Origin of the sequence: Streptomyces viridifaciens, assembly GCF_001888885.2 — a bacterium.
GTDB classification, from domain to species: domain Bacteria; phylum Actinomycetota; class Actinomycetes; order Streptomycetales; family Streptomycetaceae; genus Kitasatospora; species Kitasatospora aureofaciens.
In genome coordinates this window covers 6177482-6192821 of record NZ_CP090841.1, presented here as the reverse complement: position 1 = coordinate 6192821, position 15340 = coordinate 6177482, and the positions used below count along the sequence as shown (strand labels likewise).

Here is a 15340-nt window from a genome sequence, read left to right as displayed (position 1 = left end):
CGTTGACCGGACCGCGCGAGAAGTCGGACCGGCCGACTTCTCGCGCAGCGGCGTCGGGGGTGCGGTCAGTCGGGAGTCCGGCCCCTGCTCGGTGGCGGGAGGGCCCGCGCGGGGGAAGGTCCGGAGCTGGTGCCGGTTCGGGGTCGGACCCGCCACGGGCCTTGTCCTCACCGGGCGGTTGACGGAGATCGGGAGTGAGGGCGCAGGCCGTCGTTTCAGCGGCCGACTTCGCGCAGGCGGAAGTCCTCCACCGTCTCCCTCCGGATCAGCAGGCGGGCGCGGCCGTCGCGTACCGCCGCCACGGCGGGGCGGCCGACCAGGTTGTAGCCGGAGGCCATCGACAGCTGGTACGCGCCTGCGGCCGGGACCGCCAGCAGGTCGCCCGGGCGCAGATCGGCGGGCAGGGCCGCGTCCCTCACCAGCACGTCCCCGGCCTCGCAGTGGCGGCCGACCACGTCGGCCCGCATCGCGTCCGCGTCCGAGCGCCGGCCCACCAGCCGCACGCTGTACTGCGATCCGTACAGGGCCGGGCGCGGGTTGTCGCCCATCCCGCCGTCCACCGCCGCGAAGCAGTGGCCGTCGGCGCCGTGCTTGACGGACAGCACCCGGTAGACCGCCACTCCCGCCGGTCCGGCGATCGCGCGGCCCGGCTCGACGATCAGGTGCGGCACCTCCAGCCCGGCCTCCGCGCAGCGCACGGCCAGCCGGTCGGTCAGCCGGACCGCGAACTCGGCGAGGTCGAACTCCGCATCGGACGGCAGGTACTTGATCCCGTGCCCGCCGCCGAGGTCCAGTTCGGGCAGCTCGACACCGTGCCGTTCGCGCACCTGGGCCAGCAGCCGCACCAGCGCGTCCAGCGCCCGCAGGTACGGCTCCACCTCGGTGATCTGCGAGCCCAAGTGGCAGTGCAGTCCGGCCAGTTCCAGCCCTGGCTGGTCCAGCACCCGGGCGATCGCGTCCGCCGCGTCGCCGCCCTCGATCGGGAAGCCGAACTTCTGCCCGCCGACCCCGGTCCGCACCGCCGCATGGTGCCCGGCGGCGATCCCGGGGACGACCCGGACCAGCACCTTCTGCGGGGTGTCGGCGGCCACCAGCGCGGCCAGCCGGGCGATCTCCGCCGGGCCGTCGATCACGATCCGCCCGACCCGCAGCCGGCGCGCCAGCCGCAGCTCCGCCGGGGACTTGGCGTTGCCGTGCAGCAGGATGCGCTGGGCCGGGAAGCCCGCCGAGACCGCGAGCCACAGTTCGCCGGAGGAGCAGACGTCCAGGCCGAGCCCCTCCTCCGCGACCCAGTCGGCCATCGCGCTGCACAGGAAGGCCTTGGCCGCGTACAGCACCTCGGCGTGCGGCAGAGCCTGCCGGTAGGCCCGCGCGCGGCTGCGCACCTCGCCCTCGTCCAGCACGTACAGCGGGGTGCCGAACCGCTCGGCCGCCTCGGCCAGCCCCACTCCGCCGACCAGCAGGTCGGCTCCCGGGCCTGGCCGCGCCGAGGCCGGCCAGGGGCCGCCGAGCACGTCGGCGGTCGCGGACGCAGGGCCGGGGGCTGGGGCGGGGGCAGGGGCGGAGGCACGGCCGGGGGCGAAGGCGGCGGAACGGGCGATGAGCTGGGTCATGGTGGCACTCCTCCGGGTCGGTCCTCCGCGTCAGTCTTCGAACTGCATCGCGATGCGGCAGTGCGCCGGGCGGCTGCGGTCGTGGGCGGCGGCCGGCTCCGGGGTCCGCAGTCCGGGTTCCGGCTGCTCGGCCGGACGGTCGACGAGCCGGACCACCCGGCGTAGCGGAGGTTCGACGGCGAGGGCGGTGTCGTTCACGGCGGGATCCCTTCGGACGGTGGGCCGCTCGGCCCGGGCACCTACCAGTGGAAGCCCTCCGCTCACCGACCGCACCCTCCCTTGACGCAGGCCGTACGCCCCGGTGGCCGACCTTGACACCCTCCTGACGCACCCCCCGGAACGGGCGTTCGAGCCGATCGCCCGCCGTGCCCGGGAGCTGTCGGGAACGGCCGCTTCGCCGCCGAGCCCGCGTCAACGGCCGTACGGCGCGGCGGTATCCGGTGGTGGGCTGTCCGCCGGCGGCGGCTGTCAGGGAGCCGTCAAGAAGCGTGTGACCGGCGTCATGGTGACGTCAGTACCGGTACGGACGGAATGGTTCCGCGGTTCACTGGAGGCATCCGAAGCAAGGAGCACCTAACCGCAGGACTCGACCGGAGTGAGCTACCGGAGAGACGGAGGCGAACGGTCATGACCGGGACCACCACCGCGACCACCACCGGGAACACGAGCGGCAACACGAGCGGGAGCGCGAGCGGAGCCGCAAGGGTGATCGTCGGTCTGAGCGGATCGCTGAGCAGCCTGGCCGCCCTCTACCACTCCGTCGGCGAGGCGGCCCGGCACGGGGCCGTACTGGTGCCCGTCGCCGCCTGGACGGTGGGCGACCGGGACGGGCTGCGCCCGCGGTCCGAGCTGGAGCACGCCGCCCGGCGGCGCCTGGACGTCGCCTTCGGGCAGGCCTACGGCGGTTACCCGTCCGGCCTGGTCATCCGCCCGCTGGTGGTGAACTCCGAGCCGGGGCCCGCCCTGGTCGCCGCCGTCACCGGCCCGGAAGACCTGCTGGTCCTCGGCGCCCCCACCCGGCGCCGCTTCGACCGGCTGCGTGGCACGTCGGTGGCCCGGTACTGCCGGCACCGGGCGGGCTGCCGGGTGGTCGAGGTCTCGCCGTCGGCGCTGCTGACCCGACTGGAGCTGCCCGCCCGTACGGGGGCACCGCTGCCGCTGCTGGCCCGCTGAGCCACCGGGCTATCCCGGAGCCGGCAGGCGGGCGCTGAGCCAGCTGAGCGAGGGCGGGATCAGCCGGTCCCAGGTGGTGAAGTTGTGGCCGCCGGTGCCCACCGTCGCCTGGGCCACCACCAGCGGCGGCCGGGCCGCCGCCGCGAAGGCGGTGGAGTCGGCGTACGTGCGGCCGTCCTGCTTGCTGTCGGCGAGCAGGACGGCGAGTGCGGGCACCGGCAGGTGGGTCAGGCGCCAGTTGAGGTCGGCCTCGCTCCGGCGCTGTTGGCTGCCGCCGAAGAGGTCGCCGGTGGTCACGTCCTCCGCGGCCTTGAAGTAGCCGGAGAGCGAGACCGCGGCCGGGAAGGTGCCGGGGTGCGCCATGCCGAGCTTGACGGCGCAGTAGCCGCCGGTGGAGTCGCCCATGACGCCGAGGCTGCCGGCGCCGCCGAGCACCCGGTAGCCGGCGCGCAGGTCGGCGGGCACGTCGGTGCTGAAGTACGTCTGCGCCTGAGGGCCGTGCGGGACATCCTCGCACTCGCTGTCCCGGGGCATGCTGGGCGAGGGCCGCATCAGGACCAGGACGGTCGGTTTCATCGTGCCCTTGTCCAGCAGGTCGAGTTCGGTGGCCGGGTAGCGCAGTTTGGTGACCAGGTTGGCGGCGTCCCCGGGGAAGCCGGTCATCACCAGCACGGCGGGGAAGTGTTCGGTCTCGTTGCCGGGCTGGAAGTACTGCGGGGGCAGGTAGACGTACCCGTCGGTGCTCAGGCCGGTGGTGCCGCCGGGCAGCCGGACCCTGTCGAGCCGGCCGATCCGGGCCGGGTCCCGGCTGACCGACCCGGCGCCGGTGATCTTGGCCGTACCGAGCACCTGCACCCCGGCCGGTCCGGTCGGTGCCGCCGGTCCGCTCGGTGCCGCCGGTCCGCCGCTCGGGGTGGTGGCCCTCGGGGTTCCGCCGGCGCCCTGGATGACACCGGCGCCGTGCTCGTGCCCGAGCAGGTCGGACCAGCTGCTGTAGAAGACGAAGTAGTCGTTGACGGCGAGCCCGAACACGACGAGCAGCGACAGCTGGGTGACGGCGATGGTGCCGAGCCGCAGGAACATCGCCGGCCAGCTGCGGACGGCGAGCTTCGGCCAGACCCAGAGCGTGCCGAGCACCGTGAACACCGCCAGCAGCGCCGCCAGCGCCAGCAGCTTGTGACTGGTGAGTCCCATCGGTTCCCGCCTCCCCTACCACTGTGGACCACCGGCCGGGGAAGCGACGCACCTCACCCACCGTAGCCGTCGCCGTTCCTCCAGCGCCTGCCACCCCTGGTCGCGCAGGAACGGGGGGTCGGTGAAGCGGATGCCGGTGAGGTCGCGCAGCGCCGACCGACTTGGCGCCGAGCGGGTCGATCGCGTCCGAGCCGGTGCTGAAGTGCACCTCCGTGCGTTTCGGTACCGGCTCGGCGCCGGTTGGTCCTCCAGGAGCCGCCGGACGGTCGACCGCTCCGCGGGCGAACTTCGACAAGCGTGTCGAAGTTGACATGACCGGGTTATGCTGTCAACAGGTCCGAGGGTGGAATTCGGCCCCCGTTAACAGAACTCCCGCACTTGGTTGAGTTTTTGACGGCGCGTCAACCCGGTGCGTGAGCCTTCACCGTCCGGCCCGTCCGGGCGTGCCCCTGTCCGCCCGCCGCCGTTGTACGGAAGGTGAGTCGCCGCGCCCGCCCCAGCCCCCCGGTATCCCCGCCGAGGAAGAGGTTTCCCATGACGACGTCCCGGCTCCTCCCTCGCCCCGGCCGGGCAGCGGTGCTGCTCACCGCCCTCGGCCTGCTCGTCCTGGAGGAGGTCGCCCTCGGCCTGGCCGAGGAGGAGGACCGCCCGGTCATCGGCGGCGCCCTGATCGGCGTCTCCTGCTCCGGACTGCTGGTCGTCGGAGCGGTCCTGTTCAGCCGCTGGCTGGACGCCCGCCGCCCGCTCCCGCTGCCCCCGCCCGGTCCCCACGGGCGCGAGTACAGCGCCCGCGCACTGGAGGGCTTCCCGATGGAGGCCGTCCGCCCCCTGCTGCTCACCGAACACGCGCCGCAGCTGGGCCAGTTGTACTCGGCCTGGATGCTCGCCAGGGCCGGCCGCCCGGCCGCCTGGATCGCCCGCCGGCTCGGCCTCCCGCTCGAAGCCGTCCAACTGCTGGTCGACGCCGCCCGGCCGGACACCGGAACCTGCTAGGAACGACTCCGGCCCCGGAACCGCACCGTTCGGTTCCGGGGCCGGAGTCCGGTCGTTCGGTCAGCTCTCGCGGGCCGAGGCGTCGTCGATCAGGAACGCGGTGCCCGGAGTCGCGCCGGTCTCGTGGGAGACCAGCTTGAGGCCGATGGTGGTCCCCCAGCCGACCTGCCCGATGAACGGGGACAGGTCCACCGACTGGTACTGGTAGCCGCCGGTCGCGTTCTGGCTGGTCCAGGTCTTCACCGTGCCGAGCGGCTGCCCGGTGTACTGGTCGATCGCCACCAGCGACAGCGTGTCGGGCGCGGCGGCCGAGGTGTTGGTCGACTCGGTGTCGAGCCAGAAGGAGAAGGTCGCCCGCCCGTAGCCGGGGTAGGTGTTCAGGTAGGTGGTGATGGAGTCGTCCGTCCCGGTGTTCTGGCCGAGCCAGGCGTACCAGGAGCCCGAGTGCGGCGCGTGCAGGCTGGACGGGGTGATGATGTTGTACCCCGACGGGCCCCAGGAGTCCGTCATCACCGTGTGGTTGACGTCCGCCGAGCCGTTCTCGAAGCCGGGGTCGATGAGCTGCTCGATCCCGCCGCAGCCCGACCCGCCGCCGGCGCTGACGCTCTCCCAGAAGCCGCTGGACGCCGTCCTGCCCGCCGGGTCCGTCGCCGTCACGTTGATCCGCTGGTAGCCGTTGGTCGCGGCCGCGGTGCCGGAGATCACCCCGCTCCTGGCGTCGATCGAGAGCCCCTGCGGCAGCCCGGTGGCGCTGTAGCTGAGGGCGGCACCGGTGCTGGACACGCCCACCGCCGGGATCGACAACGGCTGCCCGGCCTTGTCGGTCCGGTCGCACATCGTGCTCACCGATACCGGCGGGCTGGCCACCACCGGGTCCGAGGCCATGCACAGGTGGTCGGCGTTGGACCACAGGGTCTGCAGCGGGAAGCTGCCCGTCGCCAGGTCCTCGAAGAACAGCCCGCCGTTGGAACCCTTGGGGATCCAGGCGCACTTGTCGCCGATCTCCTGGCCGGTGGCGTCCGTCCAGCCGCCCGGGGTGTTCGGGTCGGTCACCGTCTCCGCGTACTCGTGGCCGCCGATGATCCCGTAGCCGTCCAGCCGGCCCCTCGGGGTGTTCTCACCGAACCAGTTGGTGCCGCAGCCGGCCACGTCCGTCAGGTACGGCATGTTGGTGTAGGCGAGCTGGCCGTACGGTGAGCGCTGGAAGTCGTGCCAGGCGCAGTAGCCCAGTTCCTTCCACTTGTCCGGGTCGGTGCCCTGCGGCGAGTCGATGACGTACTGGACGTTGCGGTTCTGCGCCTCGGTCAGGTTGCCGAAGTGTTTCGCGGCGGCCAGCGCCTCGGCGCCGAGCTGCGGCTCGGTCGCGGCCTGCGGCGCGGGGGCGCCGTTGTCCACCCAGACGCCCGCGAGCACGCTGCCCTGCTGCGGGTACGGGATGTGCGCGGAGCCGGCCGGGCACTGGACGGAACCGGCGGCGATGCCCTCGCAGTACTGGGTCAGGACGGCGCTCCAGCCGTCCCCGGAGCTGCCGAGGCCCTTGAAGAAGTCCTGCTGGTACGGGGCGGCCTGGTCCGGGTCGCCGCTCACCACGGTGTCGCCGGACGCGTTGGTGGACGGAGTCCCCCACTGGGAGCCCCAGAGCACCAGGTAGACCTTCGGTGCGCCGATCACCACACCGGTCGACTCCTGGCCGCCCTTGTAGGTGACCTGGAGGTCGTACTGGTTCGCGACGTTGCCGTCGCCGTCCTTGCCGCCGGTGCCCGGGTCGGCACCGTCCACCAGCTGGGGCGTCTTCTTGACGCCGCCGTTCGCGGCGCCGGTGTTCGCGGTGGCGACCGGGCCGGTCCTGGCCGCCTTGGCCCGGCGCGGACCGGCCTTCTGCGGGGCCGCGGCGGTCTTCGGGGTGCCCGGCTCGGCCGCGACGGTGGCGGCCCGCGGCGCGTGGGAGTCGGCCATCGCGGACAGCGGACTGCTGAGCGCGGCCCCGGCCAGGGCGGCGGCCAGTGCCACCAGCGCGGTGCGCGGGGCGCGTCGGCCGGGTGGGGAGGTGCGGGATCGGAATCTGAACACGGGTCGGGTTCCGTCTCTCGTGACATGGGGGAAGGGTGCACGGATTGCGGTACGCGTACGGAGCTGACAGCTCGTCAACCGGATGCGGCGGGGGATGGGAACCGGATCTCGCCGGGACCGCTGTGCAATGCGCCATATGATATTTCACTGACTGGCGCACACAAGGCCCAAGCTCGCACAGGGGCACGGATTTTAACCGCCCCTTACCCGACCCGGCTTCGCCTTGGCATTCCGCACGCGGACGAGCCGCCCCGTCACATGACGAGCCGCCCCGTCACACCTGCCGCATGTTCGCCTGCGCCACCAGGAACGGCACCAGCCCGCGTTCGGCCAGCGCCGCCCGCCACGCGTCCCGGGCCCGCCCCAGCTCCCCCGGCCCGTCCGCCTCCTCCTCGGCCCCGGGCCGCCGCCCCCAGCAGGCCCGCCCCGCCCACCAGCAGCGACACCGCGCCCACTGCGGCCGCCACCCAGCCGGCCACCACCAGGGCGTTCCCCAGCACGTACCCGAGCAACAGGAACACCACCGCCGCCGCCACCGCAACGATCGGCACGATCACCCCCAGCACGCCCCACCACCCCGACACCCGCTCCCGTGACGGCTCGTCCACCGGCAGCCGCGCCTCCGCGTCGGCGTCCGCCCGCGCCGCGTACGTGCTGGCCGGCCGGAAGCAACCGCACGCCACACCTCGGTTACCGTCTGGTTGATCCCGCACGCGGCTCAAGGCGCGCCACGGGAAGAAGACGAGGGGACAAGGTGCATCCGAACACTGGACCGGGCGCGGGGCTCACGCCGACGGAGACGGCTGCTCTCCTGCTGGACAAGATCCGCCAGGGTCAGGACTACGCCCGCGGGAAGAAGGAGAAGTTCCGTCGGCGCGCGTCCGTGATCAAGATGCTGACGCTCGCGCTGTCCGCCGCCTCCACCATCCTGCTGGGCCTGCACCGGTGGACGGATCTGGCCTTCGCGCTGGTGGCCCTGGTGACGGCCCTGGCCGCCGCCGAGCCGTTCTTCAACTGGCGCTCCCGGTGGGTGCTGATGGAGGAGGCGCAGTACCGCTTCCGGCGGCTCGCCGACGACCTGGAGTACCTGGTGGCGTCGACGGACCCCGCCGACCTGGCACGTCGCCAGCTCGACGGCGTCTTCGACCGGTACCAGGCGGTCTGGGAGGACCTGAGCCGCACGTGGCTGGAGCAGCGCCGCGAAGCCGTACCGTCGTCCAGCGCCTGATCGTCCCGGCCCCCGGCCCGGACGGGCTGGAGGCCGGTCGGCCGGTCAGCCGGTGACGCTGGCGGAGCCCGTCTCGATGTGACCGGTGGCGCGGCGGATCCAGGCCGGGTCACTGCTGACGGTGACCGTGAAGTCGTACCAGCCCTGCGCGATGGTGACGGCGTTGAAGAAGTCCTTCACGGTGGCGCCCGGGGCGACCTGGTAGGTCCAGCTGCCCGTACGGTAGTTGCCCGCGGTGATGGTGAAGGTGACGGCGCTGGTCCCGCTGTTGGTCATGGTGAACCAGACCGCCGGGTCACCGGTGTCCGGCGCCGGCGCGTAGGAGGTGGTGGCCTCCGCCGTGCGGCCGGCCGCGGTCGCGTTCCCGGCGAAACGGCGCAGGGTGCGGTTGGGGCCGAGCACGGTGAAGTCGTACTGCCCGTTGCCGTAGCCCGCGCCGATGTCGAAGGAGTCGCGGGCGCTGCCGTCGGTGCCGGTGGCGGCGTCGTACGGGGCGACGGTGTACTGCCAGGGGCCGCCGCTGCGGTAGGCGTTGGCGTGGACCGAGTAGTGCGCCCACGCGGTGGCCTGCGGGCCCTGGTTGGCCAGGTCGATCCAGAGCCGGGTCCGGCCGTCGGTGCCGGTCTCGATCCGGTCGACCCAGGCGTTGGGCTGGTAGGGCAGCGCGCGGGCGGGCTTGGTGCCGGGCTCCTGGGTGGGCATGGCGTTGGTGCCGGGGCTCGGGTTGATCTGCACGTTGGCGGCGGCCTGGCTGAGGGTGGCGCTGGTGTCCGGCAGCGCGGGCAGGCCGTAGACCGGGCTGGTGAAGTCGAAGGCGCCGGTGAGGTCCCCGCAGACCCGGCGGCGCCAGTCGCTGATGTTGGGGCAGCGGGCGGGGGTGCCCAGGGCGGCCGTCCAGGTCTCCAGGAAGCGGATGACGCTGGTGTGGTCGTAGACCTGGGAGTCGACCCAGCCGCCGCGGGTCCACGGCGAGACCACGATCATCGGGACGCGGAAGCCGAGGCCGATGTTGGTGCCCTTGCAGAACTCCCCGGCGGTGCCGGCCGGGGCGACCGGCGGGGGCACGTGGTCGAAGAAGCCGTCGTTCTCGTCGTAGTTGAGGAACAGGGCGGTGGAGTTGAAGACCTCCGGGTCGGCCGCCAGCGCCTGGATCACCAGGTTGACGAAGTGGGCGCCGTTCTCCGGCGGGCTGTCCGGGTGCTCGGAGAACAGCTGGCTGGCCACCACCCAGGAGACCTGGGGCAGCGTGCCGGCGAGCGCGTCGGCCCTGATCGCGGCGGCGATGTCGTCCGGGGTCGAGCCGGTGCTGGGCACGGAGCCCATGCCGCGCTGGGCGAGCGGGCTCGAACTCGGCGCGCCGGTGAACTGGTTGAAGTAGGCGAGGCCGTTGTCGCCGAAGTTGTCGTGGGCGTTCTGGTAGACCTTCCAGCTGACGCCCGCGTTCTGCAGGGTCTCCGCGTAGGTCTGCCAGTGCAGGCCGGACTCGGAGCCGCCGTCGTAGGCCGGGCCGCCCGCGGTGGCGCCCGGGTCGATCGTGCCGGACCACAGGTAGGTGCGGTTGGGGCCGGTGGCCGAGAGGATCGAGCAGTGGTACGCGTCGCAGATGGTGTAGGCGTCGGCCAGCGCGTAGTGGAACGGTATGTCCTCGCGGGCCATGAACCCCATGGTCCGGTCCGAGCCCTTGGCGGCGATCCAGGAGTCCATCCTCCCGTTGTTCCACGCCTTGTGCTGGGTGGACCACGAGTGGTCGAGCGAGCCGTCGCACTGCGCCAGCTGCTCGGCGCTGACGCCCCACCACCAGGTCCTGGTCTTGCTGAGCTGCCACGGGTACTGCCGCCCGCTGCCGTTCGGCTGCTCGAACACGCTGGTGCCGCCCGCGATCTGGAGGGCGGTGCGGTCGCCGAATCCGCGCACGCCCTTCAGCGTGCCGAAGTAGTGGTCGAAGCTGCGGTTCTCCTGCATCAGCACCACGACGTGCTTGACGTCGCGGATCGTCCCCGTCGTGGTGGCGGACGCGCTGGACAGCGCTCCGGGCAGGGCGGTGTCAAGGCCGATGGCCGCGCCGAGGGCGGCGGCCGAGCCGAGGAAGGTGCGACGGGTGACGGGTGACACGTGAGGCCTCCGGGAGGTGTGGACAGCTCCAGCGCCTGCGACCGTTCGGTAGCGGGACGACTACCGCCCGGCAGCCGGGTGGCTGAGAAGTTATACCGGACGGGCCGTGGGCGGCGGGCCGCGGCCCGGCCCGTGTGCCCGGCGTGCCCGGTCACCGACCGCCGTGCGGCAGCTCCCGCGGCTCCTGCCCGACGCCGCCGATGAACTCCAGCAGCCGCGCGTTCACCACCTCGGGCCGCTCCAGGTTCAGTCCGTGCCCGGCCCGTTCCACGATCTCCGCGCGCACGCCCGGGATCAGCGACGTCACTCGCTCCACCACCTGCCGTGGCCGCAGCAGCGCGCTGCGCCTGCCCACCAGCACCAGCGCGGGCAGCCGGACGGAGGCCAACTCCTCGTCCGTGAACGGCCGGGCTGGCGGGCGGCTGCCCGGCTTGTAGCTGCGCATCGCGAGCATCAGCGGCGCGATCATCTCCCGGGGCGCGCTGAGCGCCGGGTTGGCCAGCAGCCGGCCGACGGCCGGGCGCAGCGGCGGCGGGGCGAGCATCCCGAACAGGCCACCGATCATGTGGGCGTAGAACCGCGCGGGCACCTTCTCGATCCCGCCCGGGTCCAGCGCGGTGACGGAGGCGAGCCGTTCGGGCGCGTGGACGGCCTGGTTGAGCGCCAGCCAGCCGCCGTACGAGACGCCGACCAGGTGGATCCGGTCCGGTCCGAGCCCGGCGAGGACCTCCCCGAGCCAGGCCGCGTTCTCCGCCGACCCGGCCGCGACGGCCCGCTGCACGCTGCGGCCGGGGTCGTCGAGGGTGTCGATCGCGTACACGGGGTGGTGTTCGCCGAGCGCGGCGATCTGCGGGTACCAGTTGGACGGGTGCCCGGCGTGGCCGTGCAGCAGCACGATCGGCTCGCCGGTCGTCGCGCCGTAGTGGTGGACGTGGACGGTGCCGTAGCCGGTCTCGACGTCGAGCTCCCGGCGCGGGCCCGGCCACAGCTCCATCGCCCGGTCGTAGGCGTCGAGGAACCTCGCCCTCGCCGCCTCGCTGGTGAAGTGTCCGACGCTGGTCCTGGTCATGATCCCTCCCGGATTTGATGGTATGGTTGTACCACAAAAACATCCGGAAGGAACCCGATGCCGAAGCTGGTGGATCACGAGGAGCGGCGTACCCACATCATCGACGCCCTGCTCCGCTCGGCGGCGAGCAGCGGCCTGCACTCCGTCACCATGCGCTCGGTGGCGGTCGAGGCGGGCGTCTCGGTGCGGCTGGTCCAGTACTACTTCGACACCAAGGAACAGCTGCTCCTCGCCGCCATGACCCGCCTGGCCGCCCGTATGGGAGAGCGGGTCCAGCGCCGCGTCCGCGCCATGGGCGTCGGCACCGACCCGCGCGGCATCGTCGAGGCCGTGCTGCTCGAAGGTGTCCCCACCGACGAGGAGAGCCGGGCCTTCCACCTCATCTACACCGAGTACGCCGTCCTCTCCGTCACCGACCCCGTGCTCGCCGGACAGGCCTTCCTCGCCGCCCCCGACGAGATGGAAGCCTTCCTGGCCACCCAGCTGACGGCCGCCCAGCGGGCCGGCACCGCCGATCCCCGACTGGACGCCCGTCAGGAGGCCGTCGTCCTGCTCGCCGTCTCCGCCGGCCTCGGGCTGAGCGTCCTGCTCGGCCAGCGCACGGCGGACGAGGCCACCGCCGTGCTCCACTACCACCTCGGCCGGGTCTTTCCCCACTGACGGCGACCGGGCTCCCCAGGAGAACGGCGGACGGGCAACGGCGGAGCCCGTTGCGGCACACTCCCCGCCACGACGCCTTCCGGCCATCGGCTCGTGGCCGGGTCCTGCGGACAGCGCAGCCACGGACGCCGGGTCTGCTCAGATACAGGCCCTGGCGTCCACTCAGTCCCCGGCCTCGGCCCCCGCCCCTGCCCCTGCCCCGGCGAGGAGCGCGTGCACGGCGGCGGCCATGGTGCGGCGCGCCTGCTCGGTGCTCAGCCCGCCGCTGCGCCAGTGGTACCAGGCGCTCCACGTGGTCACCGCATCCAGCCCGTGGAGCAGGTCCGTACGTGCGGACTCCGGCAGCGCGTCGAGCTCCGCGGCGAAGATCTGGGTGAGCCGCAGGCGGGCGAAGTCCAGCATCTGCTGGACTGCCTCCTGGATCCGCGGGGACGGGTTCTCCAGCCGCATGACGGCCAGCCTGGCCGGGGTGACGCCCTCCAGGATGCGCGCCCGCTGTTCCGTGAGGGCGGCCACCCGCAGCTCGCGCGGCCCTTCGGTGGGAAGCGGCCTGATCTGGGCCGCGAGCTGCTCCAGGCGGCGATTGACGGCGACTTCGGCCAGTTCGGCCATGTCCGCGAAGTGGTGGAACACCAGCCGGCGCGACACCCCCGCCCGCTCGGCCACCTTGTCGGCGGGGAAGTGCGCCTGGTTCTCGTCGATCAGCGACAGCATCGCGTCGGCGATCTTCTCGCGGGTCTGCCGCCCGCGTTCCGTCCGCCCGTCGGTGACGGGCACGGCGGCTTCGGTCCGCTTCACGTGGGCTCCTCCGCCCTCTCGTTGACATTCTTGCACCGCGAGTGCAAGTGTACGCATTGCACGGTGAGTGCAACTAGTTTGGGCGGGCCCGCAGCCTGCCCGCCGCGCGAGGAAGGGCTGTCCACCGCCGATGTTCACCACTGTGGGGCGCTGGTGCGCCCGCAGACCCAGGCGGGTCATCGCCGCCTGGCTGCTGCTGGCGGCCGCCGCGCTCAGCGCCGTCGCGACGTTCGGGCGCGTCACCAGCGAGGCCGTCTCCATCCCCGGCAGTGACAGCCAGGCCGCACGGGACATCGCCGACCGCGCGTTTCCCGCCTCCGCCTCCGGCAAGCAGCCCGTCCTGCTGCACACCCCGGCCGGCGCGGCCCCGCTGACCGCCTCCGACACCGCCGCGGCGGTCCGGGGCGCGGCGGCGGCCATCGCCGCGGTGCCGCACGTGGTCGCCGTCACCACGCCCTACGACCCGGCCGGCGCCACGGCCATGAGCAGCGACGGCCACACCGCGTACCTCTCGGTCGAACTAGACGTCTCCGGGCGGGACGTGACGCCGTCGATGACGGACGCCGTGCTCGCCGCGGCGGCGCCGGCCACGGCCGCCGGCATCGAGGTGACCCCGGGCGGCTCCCTGGCCGCCGCGGTCGACCGGGGCAACACCGGCCGCAGCGAGGCCATCGGACTCGGCACCGCCCTGGTGATCCTCACCCTCTCCCTCGGCAGCCTCCTCGCCGCCGGACTGCCGCTGCTCGCCGGAGTGATCGGCCTCGGCATCGCCCTGCCCGTCCTCGGCCTCGTCGGCCACCTGATGGACGTGCCCGAGGCCGGCGAGACCATCGCCGCCATGATCGGGCTGGGTGTCGGCATCGACTACACCCTCTTCGGTCTCACCCGCTTCCGGGAACTGCGAGCCGCCGGGGTCGGGATCGAGGAAGCGGCCGTGCGCACCACCGCAGGCTCCGGCAAGTCCGTCGCCTTCGCCGGCAGCGCCGTCGTCGCGGCCCTCGCCGGGCTGGCGCTGGGCGGGCTTCCCCTGCTGTACGCGCTGGCCCTCGCCCCGGCGATCGCCGTGGTGACGGCGCTGGGCGTGAACCTCACGCTCCTGCCCGCGGCCCTGGTGCTGCTGGGCGGCCGGCTGACGCCCAAGGGGTCCGCGGCCTCCGCCCCGGCCGGACGCCCGCGCGGCTGGGGACGGGTCGCCGCCCTGGTCGCGGCCAGGCCCTGGCCCCTGCTGCTGGCCGGCCTCGCCCTGCTCGGTGCCCTCGCCGTCCCTGCGGCGCACCTCCACCTGGGCCAGCTGGACGCCGGGAGCAAGGCTTCCGGCAGCATGAGCCGCACCTCGTACGACCGGATGGCCGCGGCCTTCGGCCCGGGTTCCAACGGCGTGCTCCAGGTCGTCGACGTCCTGCCCTCCCCCGCCCAGCCGGCCCCGGGGAACACCGCCCAGCCAGGTGCGGGGAACACCGCCGTGCCCGCCGCCGGCCCCACCGACCCGCGCCTGGCGGCCGTGACCACCGCACTGCGCGGAGCCGAGGGCGTCGCCTCCGTCAGCCCGCCCGCGCTCGCCACCGACGGACGCACCGTCCGCTGGCAGGTCACCCCCACCACGTCGCCGTCCGACCCCGCCACCACCGCTCTCGTCCACCGCCTGCGCGCGGACGTACTGCCCCGGGCCACCGCCGGGACCGGCCAGCAGCTGCACGTCGGCGGCACCCCGGCCGCCCAGGCGGACCTCAACGCGCGGATCGCCCAGCGCATGCCGGTCGTCGTCGGCTTCGTCCTGACCGTCGCCGGACTGCTCCTGCTCCTGGCCTTCCGCTCGCCCGTCGTCGCCGTGAAGGCCGCCGTGATGAACCTGGTGTCGGTGGCCGCCGCCTACGGCGTGCTCACCGCGGTCTTCCAGCACGGCACGGGCGCCCGGCTGATCGGCCTGGACGGCGCCGTCCCGATCCCCGGGTACGTGCCCCTGCTGATGTTCGCCGTGCTCTTCGGCCTGTCCATGGACTACGAGGTCTTCCTGCTCAGCGCCGTGCGCGAGGGCTTCCTGCGGGAGCGGGACAACCGCCGCGCCGTGGTCGCGGGCCTCAGCGGTACCGGACGGATCATCAGCTCGGCGGCCCTGATCATGGTCGCCGTCTTCCTCAGCTACCTGCTCTCCGACGACCCCGTCGTCAAGATGTTCGGCATCGGCCTGGCGAGCGCCGTCGCCCTGGACGCCACCGTCGTCCGCGGCCTGCTCGTCCCCGCCACCATGGTCCTGCTCGGCGACGGCAACTGGTGGCTGCCCCGCTGGCTCGACCGCCTACTCCCCCACGTCGACATCGAGGGCGACGGCCACACCCCGCAGCCCGGCGAGTCCGGCGAGCCGGCTCCCGTGCTCCAGACCCGGTGAGCCCCGCGGATCCCGAGCCCCGCCCGCCTCGAACCCACTCCCGA

Annotated in this window: 13 protein-coding genes; 5 read left to right on the top strand and 8 right to left on the bottom strand. The window is 73.4% G+C overall.

Features of this window, described 5'->3' with window-relative positions:
• Positions 1 to 215: 215 nt before the first annotated feature.
• Positions 216 to 1613: a diaminopimelate decarboxylase gene (lysA, locus tag BOQ63_RS35120; protein ID WP_078958617.1), complete on the bottom strand. Its 1398-nt coding sequence runs from the start codon at positions 1611 to 1613 to the stop codon at positions 216 to 218.
• Between the two features lie 30 nt (positions 1614 to 1643).
• On the bottom strand, positions 1644 to 1811 hold the full coding sequence (locus BOQ63_RS35115) for a hypothetical protein (protein ID WP_167395817.1): 168 nt from the start codon (positions 1809 to 1811) through the stop codon (positions 1644 to 1646).
• A gap of 429 nt (positions 1812 to 2240) precedes the next feature.
• On the opposite strand from BOQ63_RS35115, the gene BOQ63_RS35110 reads away from it, so the two are divergent.
• Positions 2241 to 2786, top strand: coding sequence for a universal stress protein (locus BOQ63_RS35110; RefSeq protein ID WP_157846528.1), 546 nt, complete (start codon positions 2241 to 2243; stop codon positions 2784 to 2786).
• Positions 2787 to 2795: 9 nt separating this feature from the next.
• Here BOQ63_RS35110 and BOQ63_RS35105 read toward each other — a convergent pair whose 3' ends face one another.
• Complete coding sequence (locus BOQ63_RS35105; protein ID WP_072655602.1) at positions 2796 to 3980, bottom strand: alpha/beta hydrolase; 1185 nt, start codon at positions 3978 to 3980, stop codon at positions 2796 to 2798.
• Positions 3981 to 4514: 534 nt separating this feature from the next.
• Between BOQ63_RS35105 and BOQ63_RS35100 the strand changes: the two genes are divergently transcribed.
• The gene (locus tag BOQ63_RS35100; protein ID WP_050366913.1) at positions 4515 to 4973 is read left to right on the top strand and encodes a hypothetical protein; all 459 of its coding nucleotides are present in this window, start codon (positions 4515 to 4517) and stop codon (positions 4971 to 4973) included.
• Between the two features lie 60 nt (positions 4974 to 5033).
• On the opposite strand, the gene BOQ63_RS35095 is transcribed toward BOQ63_RS35100, so the two are convergent.
• Both BOQ63_RS35095 and BOQ63_RS35090 read right to left on the bottom strand, forming a co-directional pair.
• The gene (locus BOQ63_RS35095; RefSeq protein ID WP_072655601.1) at positions 5034 to 7043 is read right to left on the bottom strand and encodes an Ig domain-containing protein; all 2010 of its coding nucleotides are present in this window, start codon (positions 7041 to 7043) and stop codon (positions 5034 to 5036) included.
• 254 nt (positions 7044 to 7297) lie between these two features.
• Positions 7298 to 7726, bottom strand: a complete 429-nt coding sequence (locus tag BOQ63_RS35090; RefSeq protein ID WP_072655600.1) for a hypothetical protein — start codon at positions 7724 to 7726, stop codon at positions 7298 to 7300.
• Positions 7727 to 7797: 71 nt separating this feature from the next.
• On the opposite strand from BOQ63_RS35090, the gene BOQ63_RS35085 reads away from it, so the two are divergent.
• Positions 7798 to 8271 carry an SLATT domain-containing protein gene (locus BOQ63_RS35085; protein ID WP_072655599.1) on the top strand — a complete coding sequence of 158 codons (474 nt, stop codon included), beginning with the start codon at positions 7798 to 7800 and terminating at the stop codon, positions 8269 to 8271.
• 45 nt (positions 8272 to 8316) lie between these two features.
• On the opposite strand, the gene BOQ63_RS35080 is transcribed toward BOQ63_RS35085, so the two are convergent.
• Together BOQ63_RS35080 and BOQ63_RS35075 are read right to left on the bottom strand one after the other, a co-directional pair.
• Entirely contained in the window at positions 8317 to 10383 is a 2067-nt protein-coding gene (locus BOQ63_RS35080) for a phosphocholine-specific phospholipase C (RefSeq protein WP_030279974.1), read from the bottom strand.
• A 151-nt stretch (positions 10384 to 10534) separates the two neighbouring features.
• Complete coding sequence (locus tag BOQ63_RS35075) at positions 10535 to 11452, bottom strand: alpha/beta fold hydrolase (protein ID WP_072655598.1); 918 nt, start codon at positions 11450 to 11452, stop codon at positions 10535 to 10537.
• 57 nt (positions 11453 to 11509) lie between these two features.
• Here BOQ63_RS35075 and BOQ63_RS35070 point away from each other — a divergent pair, with 57 nt between their 5' ends.
• Positions 11510 to 12112 (top strand): TetR/AcrR family transcriptional regulator, encoded by a 603-nt coding sequence (locus BOQ63_RS35070; protein ID WP_072655597.1) that lies wholly within the window; start codon positions 11510 to 11512, stop codon positions 12110 to 12112.
• Positions 12113 to 12274: 162 nt separating this feature from the next.
• Here the strand turns inward: BOQ63_RS35070 and BOQ63_RS35065 are convergent, their stop codons facing one another.
• Positions 12275 to 12910 carry a TetR/AcrR family transcriptional regulator gene (locus tag BOQ63_RS35065; protein ID WP_072655596.1) on the bottom strand — a complete coding sequence of 212 codons (636 nt, stop codon included), beginning with the start codon at positions 12908 to 12910 and terminating at the stop codon, positions 12275 to 12277.
• A gap of 130 nt (positions 12911 to 13040) precedes the next feature.
• Here BOQ63_RS35065 and BOQ63_RS35060 point away from each other — a divergent pair, with 130 nt between their 5' ends.
• On the top strand, positions 13041 to 15296 hold the full coding sequence (locus BOQ63_RS35060) for an MMPL family transporter (RefSeq protein ID WP_150476229.1): 2256 nt from the start codon (positions 13041 to 13043) through the stop codon (positions 15294 to 15296).
• Positions 15297 to 15340: the final 44 nt, after the last annotated feature.

Coding starts and splice junctions, on each gene's coding strand:
- lysA (WP_078958617.1), bottom strand. CDS start 1,613: ATGACCCAGCTCATCGCCCGTTCCGCCGCCTTCGCCCCCGGCCGTGCC.
- BOQ63_RS35110 (WP_157846528.1), top strand. CDS start 2,241: ATGACCGGGACCACCACCGCGACCACCACCGGGAACACGAGCGGCAAC.
- BOQ63_RS35105 (WP_072655602.1), bottom strand. CDS start 3,980: ATGGGACTCACCAGTCACAAGCTGCTGGCGCTGGCGGCGCTGCTGGCG.
- BOQ63_RS35100 (WP_050366913.1), top strand. CDS start 4,515: ATGACGACGTCCCGGCTCCTCCCTCGCCCCGGCCGGGCAGCGGTGCTG.
- BOQ63_RS35075 (WP_072655598.1), bottom strand. CDS start 11,452: ATGACCAGGACCAGCGTCGGACACTTCACCAGCGAGGCGGCGAGGGCG.
- BOQ63_RS35070 (WP_072655597.1), top strand. CDS start 11,510: ATGCCGAAGCTGGTGGATCACGAGGAGCGGCGTACCCACATCATCGAC.
- BOQ63_RS35060 (WP_150476229.1), top strand. CDS start 13,041: ATGTTCACCACTGTGGGGCGCTGGTGCGCCCGCAGACCCAGGCGGGTC.